General features: G+C 38.8%; 16 protein-coding genes. 14 read left to right on the top strand and 2 right to left on the bottom strand.

Annotated features, from left to right (window positions below; all coding sequences use genetic code 11):
• Positions 1–10 precede the first annotated feature (10 nt).
• The 9 genes from gcvH to gloA2 all read left to right on the top strand — a co-directional run bounded on the left by gcvH (position 11) and on the right by gloA2 (position 7,506).
• Positions 11–400, top strand: coding sequence for a glycine cleavage system protein GcvH (gene gcvH / locus BW727_RS05980; RefSeq protein WP_062472257.1), 390 nt, complete (start codon positions 11–13; stop codon positions 398–400).
• A complete protein-coding gene (gene gcvPA / locus BW727_RS05975) occupies positions 400–1,752 on the top strand; it encodes an aminomethyl-transferring glycine dehydrogenase subunit GcvPA (RefSeq protein ID WP_062472259.1) in 1,353 nt (450 codons plus the stop codon). The genes gcvH and gcvPA overlap by 1 nt, the downstream gene beginning before the upstream one ends.
• Positions 1,749–3,194: an aminomethyl-transferring glycine dehydrogenase subunit GcvPB gene (gene gcvPB, locus BW727_RS05970; protein WP_062472262.1), complete on the top strand. Its 1,446-nt coding sequence runs from the start codon at positions 1,749–1,751 to the stop codon at positions 3,192–3,194. The genes gcvPA and gcvPB overlap by 4 nt, the downstream gene beginning before the upstream one ends.
• A gap of 24 nt (positions 3,195–3,218) precedes the next feature.
• Positions 3,219–3,902 (top strand): beta/alpha barrel domain-containing protein, encoded by a 684-nt coding sequence (locus BW727_RS05965; RefSeq protein ID WP_062472265.1) that lies wholly within the window; start codon positions 3,219–3,221, stop codon positions 3,900–3,902.
• 133 nt (positions 3,903–4,035) lie between these two features.
• Positions 4,036–4,416, top strand: a complete 381-nt coding sequence (locus BW727_RS05960) for a GntR family transcriptional regulator (protein WP_062472269.1) — start codon at positions 4,036–4,038, stop codon at positions 4,414–4,416.
• Positions 4,400–5,089: an ATP-binding cassette domain-containing protein gene (locus BW727_RS05955; protein WP_062472272.1), complete on the top strand. Its 690-nt coding sequence runs from the start codon at positions 4,400–4,402 to the stop codon at positions 5,087–5,089. Before BW727_RS05960 ends, BW727_RS05955 begins: the two co-directional genes overlap by 17 nt.
• Positions 5,086–5,910 (top strand): hypothetical protein, encoded by an 825-nt coding sequence (locus BW727_RS05950; RefSeq protein ID WP_062472275.1) that lies wholly within the window; start codon positions 5,086–5,088, stop codon positions 5,908–5,910. Before BW727_RS05955 ends, BW727_RS05950 begins: the two co-directional genes overlap by 4 nt.
• 12 nt (positions 5,911–5,922) lie before the next feature.
• Positions 5,923–7,113 carry a hypothetical protein gene (locus BW727_RS05945; RefSeq protein ID WP_062472279.1) on the top strand — a complete coding sequence of 397 codons (1,191 nt, stop codon included), beginning with the start codon at positions 5,923–5,925 and terminating at the stop codon, positions 7,111–7,113.
• A gap of 15 nt (positions 7,114–7,128) precedes the next feature.
• Positions 7,129–7,506, top strand: coding sequence for an SMU1112c/YaeR family gloxylase I-like metalloprotein (gloA2, locus tag BW727_RS05940; protein ID WP_062472283.1), 378 nt, complete (start codon positions 7,129–7,131; stop codon positions 7,504–7,506).
• 144 nt (positions 7,507–7,650) lie between these two features.
• On the opposite strand, the gene BW727_RS05935 is transcribed toward gloA2, so the two are convergent.
• On the bottom strand, positions 7,651–8,955 hold the full coding sequence (locus BW727_RS05935) for an ISL3 family transposase (RefSeq protein ID WP_077795782.1): 1,305 nt from the start codon (positions 8,953–8,955) through the stop codon (positions 7,651–7,653).
• A 206-nt stretch (positions 8,956–9,161) separates the two neighbouring features.
• Here BW727_RS05935 and BW727_RS05930 point away from each other — a divergent pair, with 206 nt between their 5' ends.
• From BW727_RS05930 to gorA, 5 genes are all read left to right on the top strand, one after another.
• Positions 9,162–9,944, top strand: a complete 783-nt coding sequence (locus BW727_RS05930; protein WP_062472318.1) for a sulfite exporter TauE/SafE family protein — start codon at positions 9,162–9,164, stop codon at positions 9,942–9,944.
• Positions 9,945–10,052: 108 nt separating this feature from the next.
• A complete protein-coding gene (locus BW727_RS05925; protein WP_062472322.1) occupies positions 10,053–10,619 on the top strand; it encodes a chromate transporter in 567 nt (188 codons plus the stop codon).
• A 1-nt stretch (position 10,620) separates the two neighbouring features.
• Positions 10,621–11,190 (top strand): chromate transporter, encoded by a 570-nt coding sequence (locus BW727_RS05920; RefSeq protein ID WP_062472325.1) that lies wholly within the window; start codon positions 10,621–10,623, stop codon positions 11,188–11,190.
• 10 nt (positions 11,191–11,200) lie between these two features.
• Positions 11,201–11,731 (top strand): hypothetical protein, encoded by a 531-nt coding sequence (locus BW727_RS05915; RefSeq protein WP_062472328.1) that lies wholly within the window; start codon positions 11,201–11,203, stop codon positions 11,729–11,731.
• A 14-nt stretch (positions 11,732–11,745) separates the two neighbouring features.
• The gene (gene gorA, locus BW727_RS05910; RefSeq protein WP_062472332.1) at positions 11,746–13,095 is read left to right on the top strand and encodes a glutathione-disulfide reductase; all 1,350 of its coding nucleotides are present in this window, start codon (positions 11,746–11,748) and stop codon (positions 13,093–13,095) included.
• A 50-nt stretch (positions 13,096–13,145) separates the two neighbouring features.
• Here gorA and BW727_RS05905 read toward each other — a convergent pair whose 3' ends face one another.
• The gene (locus BW727_RS05905) at positions 13,146–15,809 is read right to left on the bottom strand and encodes a cation-translocating P-type ATPase (RefSeq protein ID WP_062472335.1); all 2,664 of its coding nucleotides are present in this window, start codon (positions 15,807–15,809) and stop codon (positions 13,146–13,148) included.
• Positions 15,810–15,935 lie beyond the last annotated feature (126 nt).

Here is a 15,935-nt window from a genome sequence, read left to right as displayed (position 1 = left end):
GGAAGCAATCATGACAGAAAAAAAACGTTATTATACAGAAGAACACGAATGGGTAGAGATAATAGAAGGAAATACAGCGCGAGTTGGTATTACCGAACATGCGCAAGAACAGCTAGGAGACATTGTCTTCGTTGATTATACTTCTGACTTACAAGAAGTAGCTGTAGGAGATGATATTGTAACCGTTGAATCTGTAAAATCAGTTTCAGATGTGTATGCACCGGTATCAGGTACTGTGACCAAACAAAATGAGCAATTAGCTGATGCACCTGAAACGGTTAATGTATCCGCAATGGATCAAGGGTGGATGATTGAAATGGAAATTTCTGATCCTTCTGAGCTCAAGCATTTGATGGATGAAGAAGCGTATCAAGCATTTCTAGCGGAGGAGGAAGCATAATGACTGAAGAAGACTTCCGTTATTTGCCCGATACTTCCAAGGATGTCTCAGAAATGCTTGCTGAAATTGGTGTAGAAAAAATAGATGATTTATTTTCGGATATCCCCAAAGAAATTTTAATGACCGAAGAACTCGCACTGCCTGATCCTTTATCAGAAGGAGAAGTGCTGAGACATATGAAAAAAATGGCAGCTCAGAATACGACTAGTCAGGATATGCCCATCTTTCTTGGAGCAGGTACGTATGATCATGAAATTCCAAGTGCTGTGGATGCGGTTATCTCACGCTCTGAGTTTTTAACTGCATACACACCTTATCAACCTGAAGCTAGTCAAGGTGAATTACAAGCCATTTTTGAGTTTCAGACTATGATAAGTGAACTAACCGGTATGGATGCAACCAATTCGTCATTGTATGACGGTCCCGCTTCCCTGGGTGAGGCAGTCGCTTTGGCACAAGTTCAAACCCGGAAAAAGAAAGTTTTGCTGTCAAACGGGGTTCATCCTCATGCACGGCAAGTTGTAAAGACCGCTGCTCCCGGACGCGGAAGTGAAATTGTCGAGATTCCGTTAAAAGTTGACCAAACTGATTTAGAACGTTTAAAAGAAGCAATCGACACTGATACGGCTGCTGTTGTCATTCAATATCCGAATTTTTTAGGGACCATTGAAGACTTAAGAGCAGTAAAGGCACTTTTAGCAGATACTAAAATTAAATTTATTGTGATGGCTAATCCACTGGCTTTAGCTCTTCTTGAAACACCTGGTCAATTGGGTGCGGATATCGTTGTAGGAGACACCCAACCATTTGGAATACCCATGTCTTACGGTGGTCCGCATTGTGGCTATTTCTCAGTTAATAAAACGGATATTCGTAAAGTACCCGGTCGGATTGTTGGAGAAACTGTTGATCAAGATGGCAAACGCGGTTTTGTTTTAACTTTACAGAGTCGAGAGCAACATATCCGCCGAGAAAAAGCAACTTCTTATATGAGCTCCAATCAAGCCCTAAACGCTTTAGCTTCAGCTGTCGCAATGGCTTCGTTTGGTAAAGAAGGAACCCGTCAGATGGCTCAACTAAACCTTGATAAAGCTGGTTATTTAGCCAATCAGTTAGTGTCTAAAGGGTTTAAACTTTTTAATGAAGGAGTCTTTTTCAATGAGTTTATAATTGAACTTCCTCTTTCTGCTGATGAGGCGAACCAAGTTCTACTGGAAGCAGGAATTATTGGAGGGTATTCGCTAGCTAAAGACTATGACTTACCTAACCATCTCTTGCTTTGTGTAACTGAAAAACGAACAAAAGCTGAACTTGATCAATTTGTGGAAGTTTTAGGAGGTGTCTTAGCATGAATAGCGTAAATCCAAGCATTTTTGAATTAAGTCGAAAAGACCGAGTGGGGTACAGCTTACCAAAATCTGACGTACCGGAACGGAAACTACCAGAAAGCTTGTTGCGTCAAGAAGCGGCACGTTTACCCGAAGTCAGTGAATTGCAATTAATGCGGCATTATACCCGTTTATCACATGATAATTTTGGCATCGAAAATGGCTTTTATCCTTTGGGTTCTTGTACGATGAAATATAACCCTAAAATAAACGAAGTAACAGCGCGTCTAGATGGTTTTGCTAATATTCACCCTTTCCAACCGCTTGAGCATGTCCAAGGCGCATTACAACTGATGTACGAATTACAAGAAGATTTGAAAGTGATTACTGGTATGGATGCTATTTCCTTGCAACCAGCAGCTGGTGCGCATGGGGAATGGACCGGCTTGATGATGGTTCGAGCTTTTCATGAAAAAAATGGGGATACAAAGCGAACCAAAGTATTTGTTCCAGATAGTGCACATGGGACTAACCCTGCCAGTGCCTATATTGCTGGTTTTGATGTTGTGAGTATTCCAACTACAGATGAAGGGTTTGTAGATGTAGAAGATTTACGTCAAAAAGTTGGGGATGATACGGCAGCACTTATGCTAACTAATCCTAATACGCTGGGCTTATTCGAAAAGGATATTGTTGAGATTGCTGAAATTATCCACGATGCCGGAGGGTTACTCTATTATGATGGGGCCAATTTAAATGCTATTATGGCCAAAACGTCACCAGGCTTTATGGGCTTTGATATTGTTCATTTGAATATTCATAAGACATTTTCAACCCCACATGGTGGTGGTGGTCCAGGAGCAGGACCGGTTGGTGTGAAAGAACACATTCAGCCCTATTTACCGATTCCTCGCGTTGAAAAAACGGACAGCGGTTATACTCTAAATGACCACTATCCTGATTCAATTGGTCGAGTCAAAGGCTATTACGGAAACTTTGGTGTCTTAGTCCGTGCGTATACCTATATTCGTACCATGGGGCCAGTTGGCTTGCGAAAAGTATCTGAGAGCGCTGTTTTACATGCTAATTATTTAGCCAAACGTTTGTCGTCTGCTTATGTTCTCCCGTACGATCAAATTTGTAAACATGAATTTGTTCTCTCCGGGAAAATACAGAAAAAACAAGGTGTACGTACCTTAGACATTGCGAAACGTTTGCTAGATTATGATTTTTATGCGCCGACTGTTTATTTTCCACTCATTGTAGAGGAAGCCATGATGATTGAACCGACTGAAACAGAATCGAAAGAAACCTTAGATGAATTTGTTACAGCCATGCTAAAAATCGCTGAAGAAGTTGTGGAAAATCCTGAGCTTGTTTTGGAAGCACCTCATCAAAAATCGGTTCGCCGCCTTGATGAAGTTAAAGCTGCAAGACAAATTAAAGTCAACTATTTCCAATCTTAAAGATAACAGGAAGGAGGGCGTGTTATGACTAGGAAAAAGAAAGAGGCTCCTCGTGTTGTTTCCGATCTCCGTCGTGACATTATTGAGGTACCACCTGTCATTAAGCAATGCAGTGGCATTATCATCAATGGTCGAAAATTAAAATCTTTTCTCTTTACTACGGATGTAGCCATTATTTGTAATAATAACGCGGATGCTATCTTAGCAGTTTATTCTTTTACTCCTCATCCTGGTATTATTAACGCCATCGCTTCAGCATCCCCCGTTCCTGTTGTAGCGGGTGTAGGAGGTGGTCTGACACACGGAAGTCGTTCTGCTAATATTAGTTTGTTTGCAGAATCCTTGGGTTCCATTGCAGTTGTTGTAAATGCCCCGACACCCATTAAAACGATTTCTTTAATAAATGACACGGTAGATGTGCCTGTTATCGCCACCATTGTTTCAGAAGCGAATGATATTCAGCCACGGTTAGATGCAGGCGCTGATATTTTAAATGTAAGTGGCGGACCTCAAACCGTAGCACTTGTCAAAAAAATCCGCCAATCATTTCCAACAATTCCGATTATTGCAACTGGTGGGAAAACAGATCAAGATATTTTAGATACGATTGAAGCAGGTGCGAACGCGATTTCTTACACACCCCCAAGTATAACTGAACTTTTTAAAGTTAAAATGGATCATTATCGAAACGCTATTGAGCAAAAGTGAGCTGAAATTCTTTCAGCTCTTTTTATATTGACAGAAAGGGTGTATTAAGCATATAATACACACGTAAAGATATTTTTTTAACTCACGTGTATTATCTGAATAGTACAGTATAAACAGAAAGGCAGGGCAAAAAATGGAATTTGATCGTCGCAGCCCCGTCTATGAGCAGTTGGTTCACCATTTTAAGGAACAAATTGCTAATGGCGAGTTCCAACCAGGAATGGCATTACCCTCTCGTAGAGAAATAGCCAATACATTTAAAATAAATCCTAATACAGCTCAGCGTGCTTATAAAGAAATGGAAGAACAGAAATTGATTTATACCGATGGAAATTCGCCAAGTAAAATTACAAATGATCAACAACGGATTAGGGAGCTACGGCTGGCTTTAATCTCAGAGGCCTTGGATCAATTTATTGCTGTTTCAAAAAAATTAGGATTATCTTATGAAGAGGTAAAGGAACTCATAAATAAGAGGTACGAGGAGGAAATACAGCATGATAGAAATTTGTGATGTCCATAAACAATTTGGACGTAAAAAAATATTAGAAGGTGTTTCATTCTCAATTAAGTCCAACGAAATAACTTGTATCACGGGTTTGAATGGCAGTGGTAAAACGACTCTTATGAATACCATCATGCAGCTAACTCCTTTGAAACAGGGAAGCCTCTTAATTGATGGAGAAAGATTAACAAAGGAAAAACTTGAAAAGATTTCTTATATTGCAGATACAGTTACCATGCCGCATTCTATGAGTATACAAGAGTGCATTGTTTTTATGCAGGTTTACTACCAAAATTGGAATCAAAAAAAAGCACAAGACTTGTTAACTTTTTTTAACCTCAACCCAAATGATCGCCTAAAGGACTTATCAAAAGGAAATCAAGCAAAAGCAAATTTTTTATTAGGATTAGCACAAGAAGCTGATTATTATTTAATGGATGAACCTTTTTCGGGAATTGATTTATTTGCACGAGAACAAATTATGGAAGTTTTTACCAGTAAGTTAGTGGAAAATAAAGGTGTCTTACTAGCAACGCATCATTTAGATGAAGTTGAAACCCTGGTTGATCGCGTTGTAATGCTAAATGAAGGGATGATTGTCCAAGATTTTTACGCGGAAGAAATGCGAGAGAGACGAGGCAAGTCCGTGATTGATATGATGCGCGAGGTGTACCAAGGATGAAAAAAACAATTGATTTATTAACATTCGAATTATATCGTATCAGAAAAGCCTACTTTGTGTTGCTAGCCATTATTGCGACTATGCAAATAGGAGCCGTCGTTCAAACGGCTAATCAGTATTTGATGCGTCTAGAAATTTTTCAGCGAGAAACAAATGGAAATGCTATTAATTATTTATCTCAGTGGGGACCAATTAGTTATTCCAATGTACAAGGGAGTTTATTAACAACTTTTTCAGTTATTTTAGGAATAATTGCAATAGGGTTCTATGTATTCGCCATTTGGTATCGAGATTGGATTGGTAAAAATAATTTCTCCTACCGCCTGTTAGCGTTACCCGGCTCAAGAATGAGTATCTATTGGTCTAAATTATTAACGATTCTTTTTCTAATTGCTGGCCTATTAAGTCTCCAAGTACTGCTCAATTTTATTGGAAATGAATTGCTTCAATTATTAGTTCCAAACGAGCTTTTTCAGTCCTTATCGCCTACTGAATCGGTTTACGATAGCTCTATTTTACTAATTGTTTTGCCATCTGCCTTAGGAGATTTTTTCATTAACTATTTGGTAGGCATCACGGCTCTAATAGCCGTTAACATGTTAATACTGATTGAATTAAGTTATAAATGGATAGGAATTACTATTGATGTGCTGCTATTTCTAGTAGGGAATAGCATACTTGTTATACTTTTCAGATCCAATTTCTTCGCTTATTTATTTCCAAAAGAATTACTCTTACTAATCGTGTTTTCAAGTTTGTTTATAACAATCCTTGCTATTGGTATGAGTAAATGGCTCATCGAGCGAAAAATAAGTGTCTAAGGAGGATAAAAAATGAAAAAAAATAAAACAAGTATTTTAATAGTGTCTCTTCTCTTTATGTTAGTATTGACTAGTTATTATTTAATTCCTATTTTTGCAAAAGAAGACCAAGTTACATTTTCTCTAGAGCTAGCAGAAGGAGATAAAGATATTTTTAATCAGCTGACATTCGCTGGTCTTGTCCAAACCGATAGTTACAGTTCTCAAACGATTGAAATAAATGCAAATGATGGAATCAACTTACACAACAACTTCTTTAGTTTAAGTCAAAGAAACTTAGATAAGAAAATGAACCTCCTTATTGATCGCTATCCTTCTTTTGTTCGGGGAAAAGAACTCTATTCAGAAAATTATTATGAATCAAACGACTACCTCGTATACGTTAGTAATTTTTATCCTGATTATAATGATTCATCAGATACGCTCCAAACGGCAACAATTACTATTTCTCACTACAATAAAACTTCCAAAGAGACAATAGATAAAGAAATTTCGATTAGCTCGGAGAGTCCCATTAATTATGTGACCATTGAAGACCTTTTGTTTCTAGGAGATCAAGTCACTATGATTTTTGAGGTAGATACGATTCAAACAAATAGTCGAAAAGTCTACGTTTATGATTTGGTTGAGCAAACCCTTGGATCTGAATTTGACAAGCAAGTAAATAGCCAAGCAAGAAACTATTCAGAATTTCAAAACTTTTTAATTGATGAGCAAAAGGGAAATATACTATCAGTAGAATCTTGGACAAATGAGAGTGAGAGTCTAGAGACAGTGTTCAATAGAGCGTATACCGTTTTGAATGTCTTAAACGCGCAGCAAAAGAAACTGAAGCTGAACGAGTTCTTTTATCAAGAAACAACTAAAATTCATTCACAAAATAATCGGTTGTATGGGTTTAACTATCAAAATGGTACGATTTATTATGAAGTGATAACTATTACGAATCCAGACCAAATAGAAAAGGGTGTTCTTTCTGTTGGTGAGCTATTTACAGAAGAGGAGTGGAACTATATAAGTTTAATTCCTCATCAAGATGGATTATTATTTGTGGAAAAAGAACTTAATTCTTACGCAAATAAACAGAACTTCTTAATGATAGCATTAGATGCGTTTACGGTAGATTTAAAAGGACAATTACAAATGGAGACTGATCAAGAAGAAACAATTGCCTACTTTAATGATATTTACTTCGAAAAATAGAAAGGAAGTGCACGCTTGTTTGATGACATTCACCATGTAGCAATTATTGCATCCAACTATAAGGTATCTAAACATTTTTACACCGAGATTCTGGAACTTCCCATTATTCGCGAAAACTATCGTGCGGAGAGAAAATCCTATAAGCTCGATTTACAAGTTGGCAATAGTGAAATTGAATTATTTTCTTTTCCCAATCCACCAGCTCGCAGCACCACTCCTGAGGCTGTAGGACTGCGCCATCTCTGTTTTTATGTGCCCGATGTGTTCGAAACAGTTCAAAAACTAGAGGGAAAGGGCGTTATATGCGAACCTATCCGAATCGATGCGTATACCAATAAAAAATTTACTTTTTTTCAAGATCCAGATGGTTTGCCACTAGAAATACATGAATAGTACAGAATTAAATCGAAAAGAGTAGGCGAAAAAGCCTGCTCTTTTTCTGGCTCTTTGTCAAGAAGTGTTGATAGTGTATTTTTCCAGTTGCATGCAGGTTAAATTTCACAATCTATAAAGCAGTAGCTGGGAACCAAAAGGTTCCTAAGCTGCTGTTTTTATTTCTAGTAATTTATATTCAATGAAGATGCGGTTTCGGAAATTAGAAAAGTTGCGATAGCCATAGGCTGTCCGCTTGATGACCTTGATTTTATTATTAATCCCTTCCACTAATCCGTTTGAATAGTCATAGCTCAGTGCGTTTACAATAGCTCTTTCGGATTGGCGGAATGTCTTCAAAGCTTGGTCCATCTTGGCAGAAAGCCCCCATTGTTTCTCATGAATGAAGGACCGAAACAAATCCGGTTTCCGGTGCGTAACGGTAAAGACGATTGTTTGGTAGGCATTATAATTCAGGCGGAGACCCTCGTCCAAAGAAAGAATATAATCGATGATCCCCCGTTCCGTCATCATGCCCTTGAAAAGTCTATGATAACGGTATTCTGTGCCATTCAACAGTTCTTCTTTTTTCAGAATCAATTTCCAATATTTTTTTAGTTTTCTATAATCTCGTTTTGCTTTCAAGTCATTCGCTTTCTTCAAGGTATTCATAAAGCCAATACGTGCCATATTGAGCGCCCGGTTTACCTGCGTGACGATATGGAAACGGTCAATAATCAATTCAGCCTGAGGAAAGAGCGCCTGGAACAGCTTTTGATAAGGACCATACAGGTCCACAACCACGGTCTTGACCTTGGCGCGTTGTTCTTGTGAAAAACGCAGGAAGTAATCAGTGATTGACTTGTTTCGACGGTCTTCAAGGACATCGAAAATCCGATGGCTATCGGAATCGCAAATAATTAGACTCATGGCTCCATCAGCACTTTTGACGCTTTTAAACTCGTCGATGGCCAAGTTCTCGGGCAGATAGGTGTAGGTTTGACGGAATGTGTTATAAAAGGCTCCGAAAACCCGTTTGACGGTGTTGTTTGATACACGGTGCTCCCGAGCAATATCCTTTTCAGATATGTTACACGTCCCCTGGACTGCGATGGAATGTTTGACATCATTCGAGATGTGGCACCGTTTTTTGACCATCGTTGTTTCCGCAACAAAGGTTTGTCCGCATTCCCTGCACAGGAACCGCTGTTTCTTCAATTCTAAGTAGGTTGGACATCCCGCCATATCCAGGAGCAGCGGGTGGGTCAGCTTCGTCCCGTTCTTTACGATTGAACCAGCGTTCACGCAGCCACAGCATTTACACGCTTTCGGTATGTAGGTGAGCGTGGCGGAGATGATTTTACAGCGCAAGCCGTTCCGTACGTCTTCCTTCAACCAATTATCTTCATCCACCTTGATATTTTTATCTTTTATTCCCAGTAGTTTTCCTATAAAATGATTATGAGACAAATGAATTTCCTCCTAAAATAAAGACTCGATACCTTCATTTTAACGGAAAAATTCATTTGTCTCTTTGTGTTTTTCACAAAAGGGCCAAAGGCCCATCAACACTTAATATTCTAGAGCCCTTTTTCTTCCTTTTATTTACGGGACGCATTTGCCCTTCTAATATGATAAACTAGATGTTAATCATAAAGAATTATTTGGAGGAAACTATGGGAATTGTCGTGTTATACTTTGTTGTGGTTTTATTATCTAACACCATTGGAGCTTTATCGGGGATAGGTGGTGGTGTGATTATAAAACCAGCTTTAGATGCTGTTGGCGCGCATGACCTGACCAATATCAGCTTCTTTTCTGATGTAGCAGTATTTGTAATGGCTGTTGTTTCATTATTTGATCAGTTTAAAAGTGGCTTCAAAGTGAAGGTTCCACCTACTTTAGCCATTGCTTTAGGATCGGTTGTTGGGGGGATTTTGGGAAATTATGTTTTTCAAGGCCTACTCACAATTTTTCCTAATCAAGAAATTGTTTTGCTTGTCCAAATTATTTTAACAGTTATTTCCTTGGCTCTAGTTCTTTTATATTTAAAGCTACCAATCCAATCGTTACACATTAAAAACTTAAGTTTAATTTTTCTCGTCGGTCTATTTCTTGCTTTTTTATCAACCTTACTAGGAATAGGTGGCGGGCCGATTAACGTCATTATGTTTATGTACTGTTTTAGTATGACGATGAAGGAAGCATCTGTATATTCAATTGTTACAATCTTCTTTTCTCAGTTATCTAAACTAACAACAATTGCTTTAGTAGAAGGGTTTGGCGGTTACGAACTGAATATTTTGTGGGTGATTATTCTGGCTTCTATTATTGGTGGTTTGTGGGGAGCCAAGTTAAACCAAAAAATGTCTGAGGCGCATATCATGTTGTATTATAGTCTTGGGACGTTCGGAGTTATTCTTTTAAATATCGTAAATGGCGTTCTTTTATTATTTTAATGAACTGAAAGTGGAAGGTCTAAGTTTTTTTAGATCTTCTTTTTTTACAAAGAGGAGACGACTCTGTTAGAATGGAGAAGTCAATTTGTGATTTTGGAGGATGGGTAAATGAAGGAAGAAGATAAAAAACTAGCGACGTGTCTAACCTTAATTAAGTCAACATTCGTGCTCAGTGCATTTACTATCGGTGGCGGCTATGTAATTGTACCGCTTATGCAAAAGAAGTTTGTCGAAGAATTAGGTTGGATTGATTCGGAAGAAATGCTTGATTTAGTTGCCTTGGGCCAATCCATGCCAGGTGCTCTTGCTGTTAATACATCCATATTAATTGGTTACCGAGTTGCAGGGGTTGCGGGTGCTTTGATTACCTTGCTTGGTACCATCACACCACCTTTAATCTTTATTACAATTATTTCTTATTTCTATATGTCTTTTCGAGACAATCCCATTGTCGATGCATTGATGCTGGGGATGCAAGTAGGGGTTGTAGCTGTTATTTTAAATGTTATATTCAATATGGTGAAAGATTTATTGAAACGAAAAGATCCGGTTGTAGTCATTATTTTAATTGGTGCTTTTGTAGCAGGGTTCATATTTGACGTTAATGTTATTGTGATTATTCTAGTAGCGGGTATGCTTGGATTTATTAATAATCGCCGAAAGGGAGGCGCTTAAGATGATTTTAATTGAATTGTTTTGGGCCTTTTTTAAAATCGGCCTTTTTACAATTGGCGGGGGTTATGCTTCACTCCCCTTGATTGAAAATGAGATTGTGGATGTCCAAGCTTGGATTACCTTACAAGAGTACACAGATGTCGTAACCATATCTCAAATTACCCCCGGTCCAATTGCCATTAATTCAGCTACTTTTGTAGGAACGAAAGTAGCTGGGTTCGCCGGAGCCGTTTCTGCAACAATCGGAGTTGTGACGCCTTCCATCATTATTGCTTTGCTATTAGCAAGAATGTACTATAAATATCGAAATGTTGATACACTACAAGGTGTTTTAGCAGGACTGCGTCCAGCCGTTGTTGCCTTGATTGGTGCTGCTGGAGCTTCTCTTTTCGTAGCAGCCCTTTTCCAAACGGATGGCGTTCAAGTCGCTGGTGTAACGGTTAATCTAGTTGCAATTGTGTTAGTTATTATAGCATTTACTGCTCTACGTAAATATAAGGTTGATTCGATCCTTGTTATTTTTTTATCAGGCTTAGTTGCGGTCGTATTGTCTTTTATAGGAATCTTATAGGAGGTTAGAAATGGCTGATCTACCAAATAAATGGACGGGGCTCCAACCATCTCGTTTTTTGAAATACCGCAGTTGGATTAACAAACAGAAACCAGGAATTTGTGGTACCTATTGTGCAGCGGTTCTTTTACACGACGCTATTTACCAAAAGACGAATCATTCCCTATCAAAAGAAAAATTGTTAAATGGGCTGAAGCCTGTTGTCGATGGCGCTTTGCCTTATCGCGGTACTTTCTTTTGGGACATCGCAAACGGGTTAAGAAGGTTATTAAATCAATCAAAGATATGGCGTATCCGAACTGGTTTATTACCTGAAACAATAGTCGTAAAACAGTTGAGTAGTGATCATCCACAACCCGTTATAGTCGGAACGACGAAGTACTTAAATAGTAAATATAAAAACCACTGGTTGGTAGTCTACGCTTACGGTTATAACGAATCAGGTAAATTATTTTTTAGGGCATATGATAATCATGGACGCTGCAAAGCAGTCGTCCCAGCTTCACAAACACTTGCTTGTGTTTGGTTAGAAGAAAGATAAGAGGAGGATATAAGATGAGAGAATTTGATTTTGTTTCAATAGGTGGCGGTAGTGGTGGAATTGCAACAATGAACCGTGCATCTGAATACGGTGCTAAAACAGCCGTTATAGAAAGTAATTTACTAGGAGGGACCTGTGTCAACATTGGCTGTGTTCCTAAAAAAATTATGTGGTATGCGGCATCTGTAAAAGATGCCATTAGCAAATATGGTCCTGACTATGGTTTCACAAGTAAAGAGACTGAATTTGACTTCCAAACCCTTTTAAAAAATCGTGAAGCTTATATTGACCGCTCGCGTAATAGCTACCAAGCTGGTTTTGAAAGACGAAATGTTGAAGTGATAGAAGGGCATGCACGCTTCATTGATGCGCACACATTAGAAGTCAATGGAGAAGAAATTCGTGCGAAACATATTTTAATTGCCACAGGAGCAAAACCATCTTATCCTGATATTCCAGGTAAAGAGCTAGGAGAAACATCCGATGATTTCTTCGCTTGGGAAGAACTTCCAAAAAAAGTAGCAGTCGTAGGAGCAGGTTATATTGCTGTTGAATTAGCTGGTGTCATGCATACGTTAGGAACGGACGTTCATCTCTTTACTCGTTACGACCGACCTTTAAGAAGCTATCAATCAGAAATCGTTCAAGTTTTACTAGATGAAATGGAAAAAGACGGTCCAACTTTTAGAGGATATTCGACTCCACAAGAAGTAAAGGAAAATTCTGACGGTACCTTCAATCTTTTATTTGAAGATGGCTACTCAGATAATTTTGATAAAGTTATTTGGGCGATTGGAAGAGAAGCCAATGTCGATTCGCTTAACCTAGAAGCCGCAGGTGTCCAAACAGACTTGTATGGATTTATCGAAGTTGATGACTATCAAAATACCAGTACTGATCATGTATATGCAGTTGGAGATGTTGCCGGTAAGCATATGCTGACACCTGTTGCAATTGCGGCGGGCAGAAGGTTGTCCGAACGTTTATTCAACAACAAGCCTAATGAAAAACTTGATTATCACAACATTCCAACGGTCATCTTTAGTCATCCACCTATTGGAACAATCGGGCTAACAGAAGAACAGGCAATCGAACAATATGGACAAGCACAAGTTAAGACTTATAGCTCTACCTTTGGCTCTATGTATACAGCAGTCACTGAACATCGCCAAAGTGTGAAAATGATGTTAATTTGTCAAGGACCAGATGAACAAGTCGTCGGTCTTCATGGTATTGGTTTTGGAGTAGACGAGATGATTCAAGGATTTGCTGTAGCGATTAAAATAGGCGCAACCAAAGCAGATTTTGATAATACCGTTGCCATTCATCCGACTGGAGCAGAAGAATTTGTCACAATGAGATAATAAAAAAACTGGCTGCGCATAAGCGCAACCAGTTTTTTTATTTGTCTGTATTAATGTTTACCGAAAAATTGACGTTGGATAAATTTGATAATTTCTACAATAGGCACAATCGCTAGCGCAGAAAGAACGGAAACAGTCCATTGTGTTCCTGTTAAAACAGAAACTCCAAAGAATGCATTCAAGCCGGGCGTCAAAATAACACCAAGTAATAAAACAGCAGATAGCATAGTTGCATAGATAAGCGTTTTATTACTGAATAGACCAACTTGGAAAATGGATTTATAAACAGATTTTGTATTATAAGCATGGAATAGTTGAATCAATCCTAAAGTAATAAAAGCCATTGTTTCAGCATCCATATGTGCTAATTGTTCTCCATGTCCAATTACTGGATTTGAAATTGCCCACCAATAAACGAATAAGGTAATCCCACCTTCAATAATACCTTGGTAGATGATGGCACCGCCCACACCGTTCGAGAAGAAGTTTGAGCTACGTCCACGTGGTTTTTGTTTCATAATATCCGATTCCGCTTTTTCAAGACCAAGTGCAATAGCAGGGAAGGTATCGGTAACTAAGTTAATCCAGAGAATATGTACTGGTTCAAGAATCGTCCAGCCTAGGAAAGTAGCAATAAAGAGTGTTAGTACTTCTCCTAAGTTAGCAGAAAGTAAGAATTGAACCGCTTTTTGAATATTAGCAAAGACCTTACGACCTTCCTCAACAGCTACAACAATTGTTTGGAAGTTATCATCCGCAAGGACCATATCAGAAGCTCCCTTAGAAACTTCAGTACCAGTAATACCCATACCAACACCGATATCAGCTGTTTTAAGTGAAGGGGCATCGTTTACGCCATCACCTGTCATAGAAACAACTTTACCGTGATTTTGCCATGCTTTTACAATACGAACCTTATGTTCAGGAGATACACGCGCATAAACGGAGTATTGTTCAACATTTCGTGCAAACTCTTCATCTGATTGTTTATTAAGCTCAGCACCTGTTAAAACAGCATCATGCTGGCCTTCTTCAATAATCCCAAGGCGCGTTGCAATTGCTTGCGCTGTATCTCTATGGTCACCTGTAATCATGATGGTGCGAATACCAGCTCCTTTAGCAGTAGCAATAGCAGCTGCAGCTTCAGGGCGTTCAGGGTCAATCATCCCGATCATACCGGCATAAGTTAGATCATATTCAACTGCTTTAGAAGTCATTTCTTCTGGAATACTATCAACAATCTTGTAAGCCATCGCTAAAACACGTAAAGCTTGTACAGCTAAACCAGTATTAGAAGCAAGAATTTCTTCCCGAATGGCCTCTGTAAGAGGTTGAACGTCACCATTTAAATCAATTGTATTTGTTCGTTTGAGTAGTTCGTCTGGGGCACCTTTTGTTGCAACAAGGTAACGTCCATCTGATAATTCATGGATAGTGGACATTAATTTACGATCCGATTCAAAAGGAACTTCTCCCACACGGGGTTCTTTCGCGAGATCTTCCTTTAAGTTCATGCCTTTATCTAACCCATATTGAATCATAGCAGTTTCAGTTGGGTCACCAATAAGGCTGCCATCGTTACTGATTTTCGTATCGTTAGCATAATTCATGATTTTCATAACTGGTAAATCCAGCTCAATTGCTTCAGAAGCATCATGGATTTGGCCGTTATAGTAAACTTTTTCAACGGTCATTTGGTTCATGGTTAATGTTCCGGTCTTATCTGAACAGATAACTTCAGTACCACCTAGTGTTTCTACAGCCGGTAATTTACGCACCAAGGCATTTCTTTTAGCCATTTTTTGTGTTCCAAGTGCTAAAATAATGGTGGTAATAGCAGGCAAACCTTCTGGAATCGCTGCAACAGCAACAGAGATAGAGGTTAATAGCATCTCGAGCCAATCACGGTTATTTAAAATACCCACTACAAACATGACCACAGCAATAACAAGAATTAGTATGGTTAATGATTTACCAAGTTGATCTTGGTTTTCTTGCAGTGGTGTTTTTGACTCTTCAGCATTTGCTAACATATTCGCAATGTTACCAACTTCAGTATTCATACCCGTACCTACAACCACACCAGTTGCACGGCCGTAAGTGATGTTCGTACTTGAGAAGACCATATTGAGGCGGTCGCCTATACCAGCATCTGGCTCAACTTCAACCAGTTCTTTACTAACAGGAACAGACTCACCAGTTAAGGCAGCTTCTTCAACTTTTAATGAATTTGATTCAAATAGACGGATGTCAGCCGGAACAACGTCACCAGCTTCTAAAAGGACAATGTCTCCCGGAACAATTTCATCACTACGAACGGTAACGACATGACCATCCCGTTTGACATGAGCCTGTGGGGAAGCCATTTGTTTCAAGGCAGCAATTGCTTCTTCCGCCTTAGCTTCTTGATAAACTCCTAAAACAGCATTTAAAATGACAACGAGTAAAATGATAATAGCATCAGAAAACTCACCTAAAACACCTGAAATAACTGCAGCTGCCAGGAGAACGACAATCATAAAGTCTTTAAACTGATCGACAAACTTTGATAAGAGTGATTTTTGTTCCCCTTCATTTAGAGTATTTGGACCATATTTTTCCATTCGTGCATTTACTTCTGCGCTTGATAGGCCTTCTTTAGTCGAATCAAGTTTTGATAAGACTGTTTCAGCATCTTGCGCATAGAAGTTTTCGCGTATTTGTTCTTCAGACACGATTTATCCCCTCTCATATTCAATTTTTTGTGTTAAAAAACAAAAAGACTTATGCAACTAGACAGGCTCCTCTTAGAAGATTGTCATCTTGCATAAGTCTCACTATTTAAGATAGCACCAGCAGAA

This window comes from Jeotgalibaca dankookensis, from assembly GCF_002005405.1.
Lineage (GTDB): Bacteria > Bacillota > Bacilli > Lactobacillales > Aerococcaceae > Jeotgalibaca > Jeotgalibaca dankookensis.
Note: the sequence above shows the minus strand (reverse complement) of the source record. Positions and strands in the feature narration are given on the sequence as shown.

Bases quoted from the DNA above. Each gene is read 5' to 3' on its own strand.
- gcvPB (WP_062472262.1), top strand. From the start codon at position 1,749: ATGAATAGCGTAAATCCAAGCATTTTTGAATTAAGTCGAAAAGACCGA.
- BW727_RS05950 (WP_062472275.1), top strand. From the start codon at position 5,086: ATGAAAAAAACAATTGATTTATTAACATTCGAATTATATCGTATCAGA.
- BW727_RS05920 (WP_062472325.1), top strand. From the start codon at position 10,621: ATGATTTTAATTGAATTGTTTTGGGCCTTTTTTAAAATCGGCCTTTTT.
- BW727_RS05955 (WP_062472272.1), top strand. From the start codon at position 4,400: ATGATAGAAATTTGTGATGTCCATAAACAATTTGGACGTAAAAAAATA.
- gcvH (WP_062472257.1), top strand. From the start codon at position 11: ATGACAGAAAAAAAACGTTATTATACAGAAGAACACGAATGGGTAGAG.
- BW727_RS05960 (WP_062472269.1), top strand. From the start codon at position 4,036: ATGGAATTTGATCGTCGCAGCCCCGTCTATGAGCAGTTGGTTCACCAT.
- gcvPA (WP_062472259.1), top strand. From the start codon at position 400: ATGACTGAAGAAGACTTCCGTTATTTGCCCGATACTTCCAAGGATGTC.
- BW727_RS05925 (WP_062472322.1), top strand. From the start codon at position 10,053: ATGAAGGAAGAAGATAAAAAACTAGCGACGTGTCTAACCTTAATTAAG.
- BW727_RS05930 (WP_062472318.1), top strand. From the start codon at position 9,162: ATGGGAATTGTCGTGTTATACTTTGTTGTGGTTTTATTATCTAACACC.
- BW727_RS05915 (WP_062472328.1), top strand. From the start codon at position 11,201: ATGGCTGATCTACCAAATAAATGGACGGGGCTCCAACCATCTCGTTTT.
- gorA (WP_062472332.1), top strand. From the start codon at position 11,746: ATGAGAGAATTTGATTTTGTTTCAATAGGTGGCGGTAGTGGTGGAATT.
- BW727_RS05965 (WP_062472265.1), top strand. From the start codon at position 3,219: ATGACTAGGAAAAAGAAAGAGGCTCCTCGTGTTGTTTCCGATCTCCGT.
- BW727_RS05945 (WP_062472279.1), top strand. From the start codon at position 5,923: ATGAAAAAAAATAAAACAAGTATTTTAATAGTGTCTCTTCTCTTTATG.